This window comes from Streptomyces sp. RPT161 (genome assembly GCF_027533845.1).
GTDB classification, from domain to species: Bacteria; Actinomycetota; Actinomycetes; order Streptomycetales; family Streptomycetaceae; genus Streptantibioticus_A; species Streptantibioticus_A silvisoli_A.
On record NZ_JAPZVN010000013.1, the window covers coordinates 26,028 to 41,959 of the forward strand.

The following is a 15,932-nucleotide window of genomic DNA, read 5'->3' on the forward strand; positions in this document are numbered from 1 at the left end:
TTCGAGGTCGCCCACCGGCACCGGGATCACCGTGCGCGCGGCGCCGCCGAAGGTGAGCGTGGTGGCGCCCTCGCCGAGCGGCGTGTGGACCAACTCGCCTGCGCGGTACAAGGTCGCGCCTTCGGCGACAGCCTCGGTGACCGTGCTGCGTACGCCTTCGGTGTCGTAGGCGCTGGTGGCGGCGGAGGCGACGGCAACCGCGGCCGGGCGTACTCCGTGCCCGAGGATGGCCAGTACCAGCGCCTCGGTGGCGGCGGGGCCGAAACCGGCTCCCGTCACCAGCGCGACACCGCGCTGGCGCGCCTCGGTGTCGCGCTCAAGTAGGGCGCGCACGGCGGTCCGCTCGTTGGCGAGGTCCAGGTACGCCGTGCCGGCGTTCAAGCAGGCCGTCACCACTGGTGGTGCGAGTCGGGCGAACGGGCCGACGGTGTTGACCAGCACCCGCCCGGCGCCGACCGCCGCCGCCAACGAGTCGGGGTCCGTGAGGTCCACGGTCACCGTGCTCACCGTCCCGCTGTCGAGCCGCGCCGCGGTCTCACCCAGCCTGCGGGCGTCCCGGCCGGCTCAGCCCTCAACGCGCGAGGCTCCTGGTCCATTCGTCGATGGTGGTGACCTCGGCCTGTCGTGGGAAGACCTTCTCGGTGAGGACCCGGTGCACTTCGGGGTCGGTGTCGAGGCAGCCATCGGTCAGAACGGTGAGTTCGAAGTCCAGATCGGCGGCCTGCCGCAGGGTGGACAGTACGACGCCGCTGGTGGCGATTCCGGTGAGGACGAGGCTGTCGACGCCACCCGCCCTGAGGACCAGGTCGAGGTCGCTGCCGGCGAAGGCGCTGACCCGCTTCTTGGTGACCACGATGTCGCCTGGCTGGGGCGCGATGTCCGGGTGGATCTCGGTGCCCGGTTCGCCCTGGGTGAATCCGCCGAACCGCGGGAGGGCGCTGAACGCCTTGTTGCGGCTACTGATCTCCGGGTGGCCCGTGCGGAACCCGACGACCACGTGGATCACGGGGATGCCGGCAGCGTGGGCGGCGTCGACTGCACCGCGCAGGCGCGGCAGTTATCCGGTGCTGTCTTCCACGCGATCCAGGATGCCCTGCTGCACGTCCATCACGAGGAGGGCGCTTTTCGCCATGTTCGCTGTTCCCTCGCCGAGTTGGTTGGTTCGTCTGGCTCGGTGGTGCTGTGGCGCCCGCGTAGTGCGGAGGCGGTGGCGCCCACCAGGGCCATCACCGCGGCCGCGCTGAAGACGATGACAAGTCCGTGGTGGAAGGGGCCGGAGATGAGTTCGGGGAAGAAACGCATCCCCGTGAGGGCCTGTGCGTTGTGGGCGGGCAGGGTGTGCAGTACGCCGCTGGGACCCAGCAGGTGGCCGATCAGGTTGTTGCCGAGGAACGTGGCGAACAGCGTGCTGACCGGCGGGAGTTGTGCCACCTGAGCGGCCGTTCCCGCGGGCACCCCCTGTGCGCGCAGGCCGCTGTCGAGTGTGTGCGGAAGGGTCCCGGCCAGGCCGGTGATCATCAGGGAGAAGAACAGCCCGATCGACAGGGCGGTGCCCGAGTTCTGGAAAGTGGAGCGCATGCCCGAGGCCACGCCGCGCTGCCCGGAAGGCACGCTGCCCATGATGGCCGAGGTGTTCGGGGCGGAGAACATCCCTTGACCGAGCCCGCTGAGCAGCAGCAGACCCGCGAACGCCGGGTACGGGAAGTCGACCGGCAGTGTGAGCAGGCCGACGAAGGCGGCGGCCACCAGGACCAGCCCGGTGGTGGCGAACAGCCGAGCGCCGTAGCGGTCGGAGAGGTAGCCGGAGACCGGCCCTCCCAGAAGGAATCCGATGGTCAGCGGCAGCATGAAGATGCCGGCCCACAGCGGGGTGCGTTCGAAGTCGTAACCGCGTAGCGGCAGCCAGATGCCCTGGAGCCAGATGATGAGCATGAACTGCATGCCGCCGCGGGCGATCGCGATGAGCAGTGCCGCCAGGTTTCCGGCGGCGAACGCGCGGATGCGGAACAGACCGAGTTGGAACATCGGGTCGGCGATCTTCGTCTCGGCGACGCAGAACGTGATGAGCAGCGTGACGCCCGTTCCGAGGCCGCCGAGCACGTAGGGGTTGGTCCAGCCGGTCGAATGGCCGCCGTAGGGCTGGATTCCGTAGGTGATGGCGGCGAGGAGGGCACCGGCCCCCGCGGTGAAGGTCAGGTTGCCCACCCAGTCGATGCGCCCGGGCTTGCGGGAACCGATCTCGCGCAGGCTGCGGTACGACCAGAAGGTGCCGACCACACCGATGGGGACGCTCACCCAGAACACCGCGCGCCAGTCGATCGTGGCCAGCAGGCCGCCTGCGAGCAGCCCCAGGAACTGGCCGGCGAGCGCGGTGATCTGGTTGATGCCCAGGGCCATCCCTCGTTGGCGGGCCGGGAAGGCATCGGTGAGGATCGCCGCCGAGTTCGCCGTCAGCATGGATCCGCCGACGGCCTGGACGATTCGGAACCCGATGAGCCAAAGGGCGCCGGAGCCACCGGTCAGCGGGTCGAGGGAGAGGGCGAGCGAGGCGCAGGCGAAGATCGCGAAGCCCATGTTGTACATCCGGACCCGGCCGAACATGTCGCCGAGTCGACCGAGCGCGACCACCAGCACCGCGGAGACCAGGATGTAACCGAGGATCATCCACAGCAGGTAGCCGATGTTGCCGGGGGCGAGGGGATCAAGACCGATGCCGCGGAAGATCGCGGGCAGCGAGATGATCACGATCGAACCGTCGATGGTCGCGATCAGCACACCCATCGTCGTGTTCGACAGGGCGACCCACTTGTAGCGTCCGTCCGTCTCGCGCTCGGCGGCGCCGCTGTCTCGTACGGTGCTCATAGTCGCTCCGAGAGTCGGTCGAGCAGGGGCAGTACGGCGAGCAGTTCCTGGCGCTCGGTGGCTGTCAACTCCTGCTCAACGGCCTCGGCCAGACGCCGCACGGACTTCGAGCGCCGATCCGTCACCACCGTGCGGCCCGCCTCCGTGATGGTCATGACCGCGCGGCGGCCGTCGGCGGGGTCCGGCGCCCGACTCACCAGACCGCGCTGCTCCAAGGCGGCGAGAGTGGTCGCCATGGCTTGCGGGCGTACCCCTTCCAGGGCCGCCAGTGCTCCTGGGGAATCCGGTCCGTCCCGGTCCAGTCGCGCCAGTACGGACGCCTCGGAGAGGGGTATGTCCGTTACGGAGTCAGTTGCTTGCCGCAGCTTGCGGACGATGCGCCCCACGATCAACCGGAGCGCTGCTCCGACCTCGACGGCGTCGTTCGCGGCCTGATGGGTTTCATCCACAGGTACTAACAATACATTAATAAATATGATGTAACTACCCGGCTGGCGAGTGAGCGAGACGGTCGAAGGTGGTCGCGCTGTGGGGGAGGGGGTCGGGGCGGGACCAGGAGCCGCCAGCGCGCGGTACGGCATGCGGCGGATACCGGACAGAAGTCCCGGTTGCGCGCTGCCCGGGACGTCAGCAGGCGGTGTTCTCCTGGCCTTCGCCTGAGGTGTGGGTGAGGGTATGGCCATGACATGGATAGCACCGCCGGTCGAGCGCACCACGCAGTTGGGTGGACTGGGAACCGTAACTGAGCGTCAGATGCTCCAAGGCTGGCTGAACTGGCACCGGGAGACGTTGCTGACCAAGTGCGCCGGGCTTGAGCCGAAACAGTTGGCGCGGATGACGGTGGAACCGTCGAACCTCACCCTCCTTGGCTTGGTTCGCCACATGGCGGAGGTGGAGCGGTGGTGGTTCCGGCGGAGCTTCGCGGGTGAGGCCGTCGGGGAGGTCTTCACCGGTCCGTCCGACGGTGACGAAGGGCTCAACGGAGTCCACGAGGCAGACGCGGAGCGGGACTTCGGACTGTTCCGGGCCGAGATCGAGGCGTGTGACACCGCTGTGGCCGGACGCGACCTCGACGAGACGTTCATGTCCTCTCGGGGCGTGTCCCTCAGTCTGCGCTGGGTGTACATGCTGATGATCCAGGAGTACGCGCGCCACAACGGCCACGCCGACTTCCTTCGGGAGCGGACAGACGGCTCAACGGGCGACTGAGCAGGCGCCGATCCCCGACCACTGCCGCCTGTCGTACCGCCACACGGGGGGCTCGGGTGTGGTGCCAGCCTGATCCAGCGGTCAAGTACCGTCACGGCGGCGGAAGTTGGATTGGTTCCCGGGGCTCCTGGGGAATGCCCGGGGGTGAGATCGGCAGGGGGCGGCCGCGGTCCTTCAGGGGGATCTCACGGCGAGAGTGCGCAGGGCCTGGGCGGAGGGAGTGCCCGGATCGGCCGTGATCAGCACGACCTCCTGGTCGTCCTCGGGTACGAACAGCACGTCGCAGTTCAGCCGCAGTTGACCGGCCTCCGGGTGGTTGAGGATCTTGGTGCGGTGGCCGGGGGCGTGCACCGGGCGGGTCTCCCAGATCTGGCGGAACTCCTCGCTGCCGCCCCTAAGTTCGGCCAGCAGGGCGGTCAGCCGAGAGTCGTTCGGATAGCGTTCCGCGGCCCGGAGCAGCCGCGCCACCACGATGTACCCGAACTCCTCCGAGCTGGAGCTCTCGTACGTCCGCCCCTGGCCGAGGAAGCGGCGGCGGGCCAGGTTGGCCGCGCCGTGCCCGAAGTCGTCGCCGAGCAACGCCTGGGCCAGGGGGTTCCAGGCGACGACGTCATAGGTCGCGTCGGTGACGATGGCACCGGTCTCCGGCAGCCGCTCCAGCATACGGCCCACCCGGGGACGTACCCGCCGTTCGGCGGCGGTGCCGGGTGGTGCCACCGACCCGGCCAGCTGGAACAGATGGCGGCGTTCGCCGGGGGTGAGCCGCAGGGCGCGGGCCAGCCCGTCGAGGATCCGCGGCGAAGGACGGGGGCCGCGGGCCTGCTCCAGCCGGGTGTAGTAGTCGACCGACATATGGGCCAGCTCGGCCACCTCTTCGCGGCGCAGTCCGGGGGTGCGGCGCGGGGCGGACGCGGGCAGGCCGATCTCGTGCGGGCTCAGTCCCTGTCGGCGGTCTCGCAGGAAACGGGCCAGTTCCTCCCGCGGCATACGGCCTCCTGCGCTCGAACGGACTGCCTGGTACAGGTTGTCCCTGGCAAGGCGGTCGTGGCCAGAGGACCGTGGATGCCATGAACGATCGCACAGCACTGGTCACCGGTGCCAACAAGGGCATCGGACGGGAGATCGCGAGACTACTCGCGGCGCAGGGCTTCATCGTCTACGTGGGCTCTCGCGACGCCGACCGCGGCCGGCAGGCCGCGCAGGAGATCGGCGGTGGCGCCCGGCCGCTGCGGCTCGACGTCACGGATGCCGCCGGCATCGCCGAGGCGGCGGCGTGGTTGGACCGCGAGGTGGGCCGACTGGACGTCCTGGTCAACAACGCGGGCATCTCAATCACGCTCGATCCGCCCGTCGCCTCCGACGTGGAGGAGTTCCGCCGCACCTACGAGACCAATGTCTTCGGGGTGCTCGCGGTCACCAACGCCTTCCTGCCCGCCCTGCGCCGCTCCCCGCACCCACGTATCGTCAATGTCTCCAGCGGCACGGCGTCGTTGACCTGGAGCACCGGACCCAACCCCCAGTTCGCCACCGGCTCCGGCGGCGGCGCCGCCTACCGGTCGTCCAAGGCCGCGCTCAACGCCCTGACCGTCTTCTACGCCCTGACGCTGGCCGAAGAGGGCTTCAAGGTCAACGCGTTGGCCCCGGGGCTCCGTGCCACGGACCTCAACGAGCGGGCGGCCGCGTCGGGCGGCGATCCGGCCGAGGCGGCGGAGGGCGCTGTCCGGCTGGCTGTGCTGCCTGACGACGGCCCCACGGGCGGTTTCTTCTCGTGGGACGGGACGCCCGTGCCGTGGTGAGCGCGCACTGGGCCAGGTAGGTCAACCTCCTTCTCCGGAACGGGTGTCGGCGGCTGCGACTGTTCGACACCCTCCGGAGGAGGCCGTGACTCAGACAGTGTTTCGGTGCGCGCGTTGGCGCTTCGACGCGCCGCCGGGGGTCATCCGCCCGCCGTCACGGCCTTGAGCTCGTCGAGCAACTCCCGGATGTGTTGCGACAGCTCTCGCTGGTCGGTGTCGCCAACCCAGCGTTCGAACGCGATCTTGAACACGGCGATCCCCGCCTCGGCTGTCAGACGCGCGGTCAGATCGCTGGCGCCGCGCTGACGCAACGCCTCGGTGAGTGCCGCGGCCAACGTGGCCAGCTTGATCAGCTCGCGTTCCTGGAGCTCCGCGTTCGCCCTGATGACCGTCTGGCGCTGCCGGGCGCTTTCGAGGTGCCCCTTGAAGTCGGCGGCGACGGTGTCGAGGGCAGCTGCCACCGCGTCCATCGGCGTCGCGGTGGCGGGCGCGTCGGCGACGGTGTTGACGAACAGTTCCTGCAGCGGGCCGGCGCCTGCGAACAGCACCTCGCGCTTGTCGGCGAAGTGCCGGAAGAAGGTCCGCTCGGTCAGTCCCGCCCGCTTGGCGATCTCCGCCACGGTGGTCTGTTCGTACCCGTGCTCGATGTAGAGCTCCATTGCCGACTGCTGAAGACGGCCGCGTGCGTTGGGCTCCCATCGACTCATGCTCCGCATCCTACTTGATGACAGTAGCTGACATCGGTGCTATGTTGACGACAGCCACTGACATCGACTTTGTTCCCCGGCCGACCATGCCCGGGGGACTTCTGATTGCTTGGAGTGTCTTCGCATGCGTGTATTCGTCACCGGTGCGTCCGGCTTCATCGGCTCCGCCGTCGTTCCCGAGCTCATCGGCGCGGGTCACGAGGTCATCGGGCTCGCGCGGTCGGATGCCTCGGCCGTCGCCCTGGCTGCCGCGGGAGCGGAGGTGCACCGCGGCGACCTGGAGGACCTCGACAGCCTGCGCACCGGCGCAGCCGCCTCCGACGGGGTCATCCACCTCGCCTTCATCCACGACTTCTCGCAGTACCAGAACGCGGCACGGACCGATCTGCGCGCCATCGAGACGCTCGGCGCCGCCCTCGAAGGCTCCGACCGCCCCCTCGTCATCGCCTCCGGAACGATCGGCCTCGCGGGAGGACGTGTCGCGACCGAGCGGGACACGCCCGACCCCCGCTCGGTCGCGGCACCTCGGGCCGCCGCCGCGCAGGCCACGCTCTCCTTGGCCTCACGCGGCGTCCGCTCGTCAGTCCTGCGGCTGCCTCCGACGGTTCACGGGGAAGGGGACCACGCCTTCATCGCAACCCTCATCAACATCGCCCGCGACAAGGGCGTCTCCGGCTATGTCGGCGACGGTGCCAACCGCTGGTGCGCGGTGCATCGGCGGGATGCCGCGCACCTGTTCCGCCTGGCGCTGGAGAAGGCCCCCGCGGGATCGGTACTGCACGGGATCGCCGAGGAGGGCGTGCCGATCCGTACCGTCGCCGAATTGATCGGCCGCCATCTCGACCTCCCGGTGGTATCCGTTTCTCCCGAGGACGCGGACCGGCACTTCGGCTGGCTCGGGGCCTTCCTCTCGGCCGACGTCCCTACGTCGAGCGCGCTCACCCGCGAACTGCTGGGATGGCAGCCGACCCACCCCGGGCTCATCGACGACCTGGAGCAGGGCCACTACTTCCGAACGGGCGAGTCCTCCCGGTAGCAGTCGAGATCCAGTCGCGGCCGTCCAAGCTTGTCGGCAGCGAAGGGAAAACAGTCGTGTACTCCGGCTCCATCCGTGTTCCATCGCAAGGTGGACCGCGGGTGGAGCCATAAACCAACCCGGTGTCGACCCCCGCTCCGATTCACCGGTGCCTGGGGTAGCCATGCTGAATCCATCAGCGACTCCCCAGTCCTGAACTGATGGAAGCGTTCGGCGTGCGGCGGACACGGTCGCCAGCCAGTGACAGGATCGGCTTCATGGGCGGCGGTATTCAGCCGGTCTTTGACCGGGCGGGTTGCGAAGGCGCTGTGCTGGTCCAGTCGCTGGACGGCGGAGGGGAGTTCGGACTGCGCGCCGATGACCTCGTGGTGCCGGCCTCGGTCATCAAGGTGCTGGTCGCATTGGAGGCGGAGACCTGGTTCGCCGATGGTCGCCTGGACCCCTGTGAGCGCGTGGTCCTGCAGGCCGCTGACCGGACTCCAGGCCCGGTCGGGATATCCCTGTTCGAGGATGACGCCGTGCTCTCCTGGCGTGACATGGTCGTCCTGATGCTGACCATCAGCGACAATCCCAGCACTGACGCGCTCATGGGACGGCTTGGTATCGACACCCTGAATGCGACGGCCGCACGTCTCGGGTTGAGCGACACGGTGGTCAAGTTTGACCTGATGACGATGCTGAACTCCATCGGCGAGGACCTCGGCCACGCCGACTGGAAGGACCTGGTCTCCTGGTCGGCCAATGCGCCGGCAGACGAGTCGGCGCGAGCCGATGAGACCTTGCTGACCGCTCGCGCGCTGGATCCGAGGAAAGGCAGCCGTACCTCTGCGCACGACATGGTCACATTGCTTCGGCTGATCTGGAACGGGCAGGCAGGGCCGCCCAACGCGTGCGCACGCGTACGGGCCATCATGGCGCGGCAGTTGACCAGGCACCGGATCGCGAGCGCGTTCCGGCCGCCCGTGCGGGTGGCGGCCAAGAGCGGCAGCCTCGTCGGCGTTGTGCGCAACGAGATCGGTGTCATCTCCTACCCGGACGGCCGCCGGTACGCCGCAGCCGTCTTCACACGGTCCCGGCCTGGATCGGACGACGCGGCGATCAACGCCGCCATCGGAACCGCGACCGCGCACGCCCTCGCTTCGTTGGACTGCACAGCCGCTGTGACGCGTCGGGATCCATTCGCTGGCCTTTGAGGCGGCAGCCCCACAAGCGAGCGTCGCTGCGACGCTGTTGGCTGCGGCGCCGCCGTCTTCTGGAAAGACGGCGCCGCTCGAAGCGAGGCATGGTCAGAAGTCGACGAACTCGTTGTCGTCGCTGCGGGCCACCGACTCCTGGGCGAACCGCTTGTCGTACGAGGCGCGGCCCTGGGCTGCCGTATCGAAGCGCACTTCGCCGCCCTGCGTGCGCTACGTCGCGCCGGGCGGCCCCCACCACGCCAGCCGCAAGGAGCAGGGCAGCATGCTCCGCCGCTGCATCAGTGGCGGAGCACGCACGCCGTCGGCGAACGCCTACGAGGTAGTCGGCAGGGCGGATTGCCCGATGCCGAGCTAGTTGGCGGTGCGGCGGCCGCCTCGGCCGCCGGAGCCGCGGTCGCCGGTGTCACCCTTGGCTCCTCCGGCCGCCGCCCGTCGGCCGGATCCGCGGACAACCTTGCCGGAGGCAGTGCCGGCCGCTCCCCGGCGGTCGGCACTGCGGCCTCCCGCGCGGGCGGCACCACCCTTGGGCCCGTCGGATCCCGCCCGGCGGCCAGAGCCGCGACCGCCGGCTGCGGACGTGCCGCCGGCTGCTGCCGCACCGGGCGCGGCCCGGCGATCCGAGCGCCGGGCCACCGTCCCGGTGGCAGCGTCCGTTGCCGCTCCGGCCCCGCCGCCGTTTCGGCGTCGGCGGCCGGACCGCCTGCCGGGCTCGGTGCCGGTCTTGCGGCTGGGACGGGACGCCGTCGGAGTCGCGGGCTGGGGGACCTCGATGGTGACGGCCACGCCGGAAGGCTCGCGGGCGCCGGTGAGGGTGGCCAGTTCCGCGTCGCTCGACTTGATGCGGGCTGTCCGGGGACGGATGCCCGCGTCCGACATGAGCTGGGTGACGGCTCGTTTCTGGTCCGGCAGGACCAGTGTGACCACGCTGCCGGAGCCGCCCGCGCGGGCGGTGCGGCCGCCCCGGTGGAGGTAGTCCTTGTGGTCGGCGGGGGGATCGACATTGACGACGAGGTCGAGGTTGTCGATGTGTATACCCCGGGCCGCGACGTTCGTCGCGACCAGCGCGGTGACCTGCCCGTTCTTGAACTGTTCCAGGGTGCGGTTCCGCTGCGGCTGGGACCGTCCTCCGTGCAGTGCCGCCGCGCGGACACCGACGGCCAGGAGCCGCTTGGTGAGCCGGTCAGCGGACCTCTTGGTGTCGAGGAAGAGGATGACCCTGCCGTCACGAGCCGCGATGCGCGTGGTGACTGCCTTCTTGTCGGTCTCGTCCTGGACGTGGAGCACGTGGTGCTCCATGGTGGTCACCGCTCCCGCGGACGGGTCCACGGAGTGCACCACGGGGTCGGTCAGGAACCGCTGCACCAGGCGGTCGATGTTGCGGTCGAGGGTGGCGGAGAAGAGCATGCGCTGTCCGTCGGGCCGCACTTGCTGGATCAACTTGGTGATCTGCGGCAGGAAGCCCATGTCGGTCATCTGGTCGGCTTCGTCCAGCACCGTGATGCGTACGCTGTCGAGCACGCAGTCCCCGCGCTCCACGAGGTCGTTGAGCCTGCCGGGACTCGCCACGACCACCTCGGCGCCGCGCCGGAGCGCACTGGCCTGCTTGGTGATGGACAGCCCGCCGACCACGGTGGCCAGCCGGAGGTTCACCGCCGTCGCGTAGGGGGTCAGCGCGTCCGTCACCTGCTGGGCGAGTTCACGGGTGGGCACCAGCACGAGGGCGAGGGGCGCCTTGGGCTCCGCGCGCAGTCCGGCGGTGCGGGCCAGGAGCGCCAGCCCGAACGCGAGGGTCTTGCCGGAGCCGGTGCGCCCCCGTCCCAGGAGGTCACGGCCGGCGAGCGAGTTGGGCAGCGTGGCGGCCTGGATGGGGAAGGGGGTGGTCACGCCTTGTGCGGTGAGGGTCTTCAGCAGCCCCGCGGGCATGTCAAGACCGGCGAAGTCCTCGACGGCGGGAAGTGTGGGTGTCGTGCTTTCCGGCAGCCGGAACTCCCTCGGCGACGACGCGGACGGCGGGGGCGACGAGGCGCGCCGGTTCGGCTTCTGGGGCCTGCGGGACATGCAGTTATTTGCCTTCCTGGAAACAGCACAAACCGGGGTCCGCACCATGCGGTGCGGACCCCGGCGAGCGGATACGCGTCCGGCGATCAGGCGGGGACGATGTTCTCCGCCTGCGGGCCCTTCTGGCCCTGCGCGACGTCGAAGGAGACCCGCTGGCCCTCGTGGAGCTCACGGAAGCCCTGAGTCGCGATGTTCGAGTAGTGGGCGAAGACGTCGGGGCCGCCGCCGTCCTGCTGGATGAAGCCGAAACCCTTTTCGGCGTTGAACCACTTCACGGTTCCCTGTGCCATGACCTTCTCCTTCTGTAGGCAGAGGCCCCATCCGGAGACGCCGGAAACAAATAATGCGCCTGAAGGAGAAACATTCCCGTCAGGCGCACATGCGTTCATGGGTACCACAACTGCAACGCCGTAACGGTAGCACAGCTGGGCGGCCCTTGGAGGATCATCGAGGAGTCCGCCCGAACCGGCCGCCGACGGGTCCAGCGGGTGGCCGAGGGCGATCGATGCACCGCCTGGCCGCCAGGTCACCACCGGCCCAGCGCCATCGGCCGTAGGCCGGGGGCGGACCGACTGGAGAAGCGGCCCACCGCCGAGCGGCCCGGACCGCAGCGTCGTGTCGTTGTTCAGTGCTCCAGCGCTCGGGCGATGGGCAAGGTGTCGGACGTCTGGCGCAGCTGTGTGATCTTTCCTTCGCGCAGGGTGAAGAAGTGGGCGAACCGGGAGACGACGCCGTTGCCCTTGACGGTGGTGCCGATGTAGCGGCCGAGCACGATGACATGGCCGCCGTCCTCGTAGAACTCGTCGCCCACGCAGCGGAACTCCTGGAAGGCGCCGAGGAAGGGAAAGAAACCGTTGACGATGCGCTCCAGGCCGTCGTAGACGCCCCCGTTGGGGAAGCCCTCGGCAACGTCCCACCGGGCGTCCTCGGCCACCACCGACCTGATGACCTCAAGGTCGCCCTTGGCGTCGTAGAAGCGGCGAACGACGTTGATCTGCGGGGAGTCGGACACGGTGGGGAGTTCCCTTCTGATGCTGAGCGGCTTCAACTGGCTTGCGGGGGCGTTCACATCAGGCTCGTCGAAGACTGCTCGACAGTTGGGCTCCCGCGCAGCGGCACTTTCGGCCAGTACCTGGCCGGTTCATGGTTCGCGAAGGCAGCGCCGCCGCGGTGGCGGGTGTGCACGAGCCCCGTGAGGCCTCTTCAGGGCCGGTGTCGGAACCCGTCGGCGTGGATGGTCTTTCCAGGGTGATGGCCGGGGTGAGCGGTGGGGGTCCGATGGAGGGCGATGAGCGCGGCGTCGTCTCCGAGGCGTCCGCCGACATGGGCGAGGAGGTCGCGCCGGAGGTGGCTGAGGAGCGTTTCGGGGCTGTGCTCGGTCCAGCGGGCGGCCCGTTCCACGATCGGGTAGAAGGCACCGTCGGCATCGCGGGCTTCGGTGACGCCGTCGGTGTAGAGCAGGAGGGTGTCACCGGGCTGGAAGGTGAACACGTCGAGTGTGTAGCCGGCTGGGCCGGCCAGGCCGACGCCCAGTGGGGGTGCGGGATGCAGACTGAGGGGGGCGGCGGACCCTCCGGGGGTGAGCAGCAGCGGTGGAGGATGTCCGCAGCTGGTCATGCGGGTGATGTGGTCGCTGTCGGGGATCTCCATCAGCAAGGTGGTGGCGAAGCGTTCTCCGACCTCTTCCGTGGGCTCGAAGTCGGTGAGGTAGCGCGTCACACTCCGTTCCAGGGCTGCGGCCAGCGCGGGGAGGGTGGTGTGCTGGTGGGCGGCCTCGCGGAAGGCACCGAGTAGGAGCGCGGCCTCGCCGATGGCGGACAGGCCCTTTCCTCGCACGTCGCCGATCATGACGCGGACGCCGGTGTCGGTGCGGGTGGCCGCGTACAGGTCCCCGCCGATCCGGGCCTCCTCCTCGGCGGCCAGGTACAGACAGGCGACCCGCAGCGGCCCGATGTGCTCCGGCAGCGGCCAGAGCAGGACGTGCTGTGCGGCCTCGGCCACCGAGCGCACTTGCGCCAGTTCCTGGCCCTGCCGCTCACGCACCACACAGATGGACACGACCAGTGCTGAGAGCACCGCGAGGGTGATCATCTGGACTATGTGGTTGGTGGTGGTGAGCCCCCCGTGGAGCACGGCGATGACCACCTGGGCCGCCAGGGCCAGCACGCCGACGGAACCCGTCGTGCGAGGTCCGGCGAAGAAGGCGGTGACCGCCGGAGCGATGACCAGCGCCGGGCCCAGGTGGACGCCCGTCGGAGAGCGGATGTCCACGACCGTGATCAGCACGACGAGGACGACCGGGAGCGCCAGCCATGCACGGCTTGTCTGCCATGGCTGTCCCAGACCAGCAGGGCGTTGCCGGGTCACTTCTCCACCTTGCCCTGCCTTCGGGGAGCTGACCAGCGGTGACGGCGGCCGCAAGGGTGGGCGGGGCGGTCGTCAGCGGGTTGGTGCCGCGTCCCGCGTGCAGCGGACCCGGCCTCGCGGCGCGGCCAGGGCGGCGTGGGTGCCGTCCCGGCCAGCCCTCGCCGTCGGTCGAAGAAAGCGGGCGCGAGTGGCGCGCAGGCTTCGCGGGTCCGCCCTTTGTGCAACCTTTACTTCACGCGGCGGCGCGGCGACACGTGACATGTGAAATTGTACCGCTGTCATGCTCTGGTCATGCGCGCGTCGCGTGCCCGCCCCTTTCGGGAGCACCCATCGTGAGTAGAGCTCAGCGAACCGGCTACGTCCGTAGCGCGACTGGCATCCCGGCTTCACCACCGTAACCGTGCCCGGGAAGCCCGCTGTTGGGCCATCGCCCTGGCCGTCATGCAATTGAGCTTCGCCCACGACGTTCTGGCGCCTTCCGCGCGTCGACGCATCCATGCGGACCGGTACCGCCACCCCACGCCTGACTCGCACACGGGGCGTGGCGGCCACCGGGCCAACTTGTCACGTTGCCCCTCCTTCTGCCCGCTACGAAGGGAACCCCCATGGCAGCACCGCCTGCCCGCCCGCGCGGCCTTCGCGCGCTCGGGAAGCTGACCGCACCGCTCATCACCTTCGCCCTGGCGCTGGCCGGAACCACCGTTGCCGCCGGCACGGGCCATGCGGCAGACCAGCATCCGGCCGCAGCCGGCTGGGTGCGGACCCACGGCAGTTGGGTGCAGGTCCAACCCGGCCATCCGCATGCGGCCGCCGACGCCCTGACCACGATGACCGCGAGATCCACGGCAACCGTCAGCCAGCACCCGGCCCACCCCATGGGTCTGGTCAACAACGACCAACCGGACCTCACTTACCGCGGCGGCCAGGACTCGGTGGGCGTCACGTCGGGATCCCCGAAGGTCTACATCATCTACTGGGGCTCCCAGTGGGGCACCGCGGGCAAGGACTCCGCCGGATACACCACGCTCTCCAACGACCCGGAGAACGCGGCCCCTTACCAGCAGTCCTTCTTCAGGGGGCTCGGCACCAAGGGCGACGCCTGGAGCGGCGTGATGACCCAGTACTGCGAGAGCGTGTCAACCGGCTCCACGAAATGCGCCGCCAACTCCCCGCACGTCGGCATACCGCACGGTGACGCACTGGCGGGGGTCTGGGTGGACAACTCCACCGCCGCGCCGCAGGCAGCCACCGAACCGCAGATAGCCGCGGAGGCGGCTGCCGCCGCCAAGCACTTCGGCAACACCACACCGGCCAGCAACCGCAACGTCCAGTACGTGGTCACCACCGCCCAGGGCATGGACCCCGACCACTGGCACGAACTCAACACATGGTGCGCCTGGCACACCTTCGAGCGGTCCAGCTACGGCACCGTGGCGTACACGCTCATGCCGTACCTCACCGACTACAAGTACTGCGGCACCAACTGGATCAACCCCGGGCCGCGCGGCCGACTCGACGGCTGGAGCATCCTGGGCGGCCACGAGTACGCCGAGACCATCACGGACCAGAACGCCATCGGCGGCTGGATCGACGCGGCGGGCCAGGAGGACGGCGACAAGTGCGCCTGGATCAACCAGGGAACACCGGGCGGACTGTTCAACCTGCAACTCACCACCGGTGCCTTCGCGGTGCAGACCACGTGGTCCAACGACCAGCACACTTGCTCGGGCTCCCATCCGGTGGTCGCCAACCATCCGTTGGTGGTGAGCACGTTGTGCGACCGAACGGAGCCGGTCAACCGACCGGTGTCGGTGCCGGTCATCGCCACGGACCGGCTGTCGAAGGCACTGCGCTACTCGGCAACCGGACTGCCCCGAGGCCTGTCGATCGACGCCCGCACCGGACTGATCCACGGCCGTAGCAACCAGCGCGGCACCCGAGCGGTCGCCGTGACGGTCCGGGACAAGGCCGGGAACCGGGCGGCGGCCCACTTCCGCCTCGGCATACTTCCCAGCGCCGAGTACGGTTGCCAGGGCATCGAGCAGATCGTCGACCCCGGTTTCGAGGTGGCCGCGGACGCCAAGGGCAACTACCCGGGCTGGTGGGCCCAGTCCGCTCCCGGGATCATCACCCAGTCCACCGCGCACGCCGCCCACTCCGGTAAGGGCTACGCCTGGCTTGGCCACTCCGCGACCCAGGACGACACGCTGTCGCAGTCCGTCGAGACGACCCCCGGCTACACCAAGGCCAGTTTCTCCTTCTGGCTGCACGTGGACTCCACCAACACATCGGCGCAGTCCCAGGGCACCCTCACCCTCGAACTCGACGACCAGTACTCCGGCAAGCGCATCGCCGTGCTGCACACCTGGTCCAACCTCGACGCCACCTCCGGCTACGTGCCGGTCAGCGTCGATCTGACGCCTTATGTGGCGCCCGAGTTCGGGTCAACGGTGATCGTGAAGTTCACCTCGCACGAGACGGGGAACGCCGCCACGGCCTTCCTGCTGGACGACACATCGTTCCGGCTCGCGTGACGCCCGGCCAGTTGCGCTGATCGGCGCGTCGGCAGCGTCGGCCATCTGAAACCGACGCTGCCGACCGCTCCCCGGTGGGAGATCCCCAACTGCGCCCGCTCCGCTCGGCCTTGTAGTCGTTCGGACAGGCCTCTAGCGACGCTCAGTGAAATGTGAAATATTACTGA

General features: G+C 69.4%; 13 protein-coding genes and 2 pseudogenes. 5 read left to right on the forward strand and 10 right to left on the reverse strand.

Annotated elements, in window-relative coordinates; all coding sequences use genetic code 11:
- Window positions 1–324 precede the first annotated feature (324 nt).
- From O5O46_RS23460 to O5O46_RS23475, 4 genes and pseudogenes are all read right to left on the reverse strand, one after another.
- A pseudogene (locus O5O46_RS23460) lies at window positions 325–552 on the reverse strand (saccharopine dehydrogenase NADP-binding domain-containing protein); the annotation flags it as partial.
- Between the two features lie 19 nt (window positions 553–571).
- Window positions 572–1,132: pseudogene (locus tag O5O46_RS23465) on the reverse strand (cysteine hydrolase family protein).
- A complete protein-coding gene (locus O5O46_RS23470; protein ID WP_269857528.1) occupies window positions 1,108–2,862 on the reverse strand; it encodes an MFS transporter in 1,755 nt (584 codons plus the stop codon). Before O5O46_RS23470 ends, O5O46_RS23465 begins: the two are co-directional and overlap by 25 nt.
- Window positions 2,859–3,311, reverse strand: a complete 453-nt coding sequence (locus O5O46_RS23475; protein WP_269857529.1) for a MarR family winged helix-turn-helix transcriptional regulator — start codon at window positions 3,309–3,311, stop codon at window positions 2,859–2,861. The genes O5O46_RS23470 and O5O46_RS23475 overlap by 4 nt, the downstream gene beginning before the upstream one ends.
- Window positions 3,312–3,543: 232 nt before the next feature.
- Between O5O46_RS23475 and O5O46_RS23480 the strand changes: the two genes are divergently transcribed.
- Window positions 3,544–4,071: a DinB family protein gene (locus tag O5O46_RS23480; RefSeq protein WP_269857530.1), complete on the forward strand. Its 528-nt coding sequence runs from the start codon at window positions 3,544–3,546 to the stop codon at window positions 4,069–4,071.
- A gap of 174 nt (window positions 4,072–4,245) precedes the next feature.
- Here the strand turns inward: O5O46_RS23480 and O5O46_RS23485 are convergent, their stop codons facing one another.
- A complete protein-coding gene (locus O5O46_RS23485; RefSeq protein ID WP_269857531.1) occupies window positions 4,246–5,058 on the reverse strand; it encodes a helix-turn-helix transcriptional regulator in 813 nt (270 codons plus the stop codon).
- An 80-nt stretch (window positions 5,059–5,138) separates the two neighbouring features.
- On the opposite strand from O5O46_RS23485, the gene O5O46_RS23490 reads away from it, so the two are divergent.
- Window positions 5,139–5,867 carry an SDR family oxidoreductase gene (locus tag O5O46_RS23490; RefSeq protein WP_269857532.1) on the forward strand — a complete coding sequence of 243 codons (729 nt, stop codon included), beginning with the start codon at window positions 5,139–5,141 and terminating at the stop codon, window positions 5,865–5,867.
- A gap of 140 nt (window positions 5,868–6,007) precedes the next feature.
- Here the strand turns inward: O5O46_RS23490 and O5O46_RS23495 are convergent, their stop codons facing one another.
- On the reverse strand, window positions 6,008–6,574 hold the full coding sequence (locus O5O46_RS23495; protein ID WP_269857533.1) for a TetR/AcrR family transcriptional regulator: 567 nt from the start codon (window positions 6,572–6,574) through the stop codon (window positions 6,008–6,010).
- 124 nt (window positions 6,575–6,698) lie between these two features.
- Here O5O46_RS23495 and O5O46_RS23500 point away from each other — a divergent pair, with 124 nt between their 5' ends.
- Both O5O46_RS23500 and O5O46_RS23505 read left to right on the forward strand, forming a co-directional pair.
- Entirely contained in the window at window positions 6,699–7,610 is a 912-nt protein-coding gene (locus O5O46_RS23500) for an SDR family oxidoreductase (protein ID WP_269857534.1), read from the forward strand.
- A gap of 200 nt (window positions 7,611–7,810) precedes the next feature.
- Entirely contained in the window at window positions 7,811–8,803 is a 993-nt protein-coding gene (locus O5O46_RS23505) for a serine hydrolase (protein WP_269857535.1), read from the forward strand.
- 354 nt (window positions 8,804–9,157) lie between these two features.
- On the opposite strand, the gene O5O46_RS23510 is transcribed toward O5O46_RS23505, so the two are convergent.
- The 4 genes from O5O46_RS23510 to O5O46_RS23525 all read right to left on the reverse strand — a co-directional run bounded on the left by O5O46_RS23510 (window position 9,158) and on the right by O5O46_RS23525 (window position 13,231).
- Window positions 9,158–10,864, reverse strand: a complete 1,707-nt coding sequence (locus O5O46_RS23510; protein WP_269857536.1) for a DEAD/DEAH box helicase — start codon at window positions 10,862–10,864, stop codon at window positions 9,158–9,160.
- 86 nt (window positions 10,865–10,950) lie between these two features.
- The gene (locus tag O5O46_RS23515) at window positions 10,951–11,154 is read right to left on the reverse strand and encodes a cold-shock protein (RefSeq protein ID WP_269857537.1); all 204 of its coding nucleotides are present in this window, start codon (window positions 11,152–11,154) and stop codon (window positions 10,951–10,953) included.
- A gap of 335 nt (window positions 11,155–11,489) precedes the next feature.
- Window positions 11,490–11,933, reverse strand: coding sequence for a nuclear transport factor 2 family protein (locus O5O46_RS23520; RefSeq protein WP_269857538.1), 444 nt, complete (start codon window positions 11,931–11,933; stop codon window positions 11,490–11,492).
- Window positions 11,934–12,067: 134 nt separating this feature from the next.
- A complete protein-coding gene (locus tag O5O46_RS23525) occupies window positions 12,068–13,231 on the reverse strand; it encodes a PP2C family protein-serine/threonine phosphatase (RefSeq protein WP_269857539.1) in 1,164 nt (387 codons plus the stop codon).
- A gap of 605 nt (window positions 13,232–13,836) precedes the next feature.
- Between O5O46_RS23525 and O5O46_RS23530 the strand changes: the two genes are divergently transcribed.
- Window positions 13,837–15,765 carry an Ig domain-containing protein gene (locus tag O5O46_RS23530; protein ID WP_269857540.1) on the forward strand — a complete coding sequence of 643 codons (1,929 nt, stop codon included), beginning with the start codon at window positions 13,837–13,839 and terminating at the stop codon, window positions 15,763–15,765.
- The last annotated feature ends 167 nt before the right edge of the window (window positions 15,766–15,932 follow it).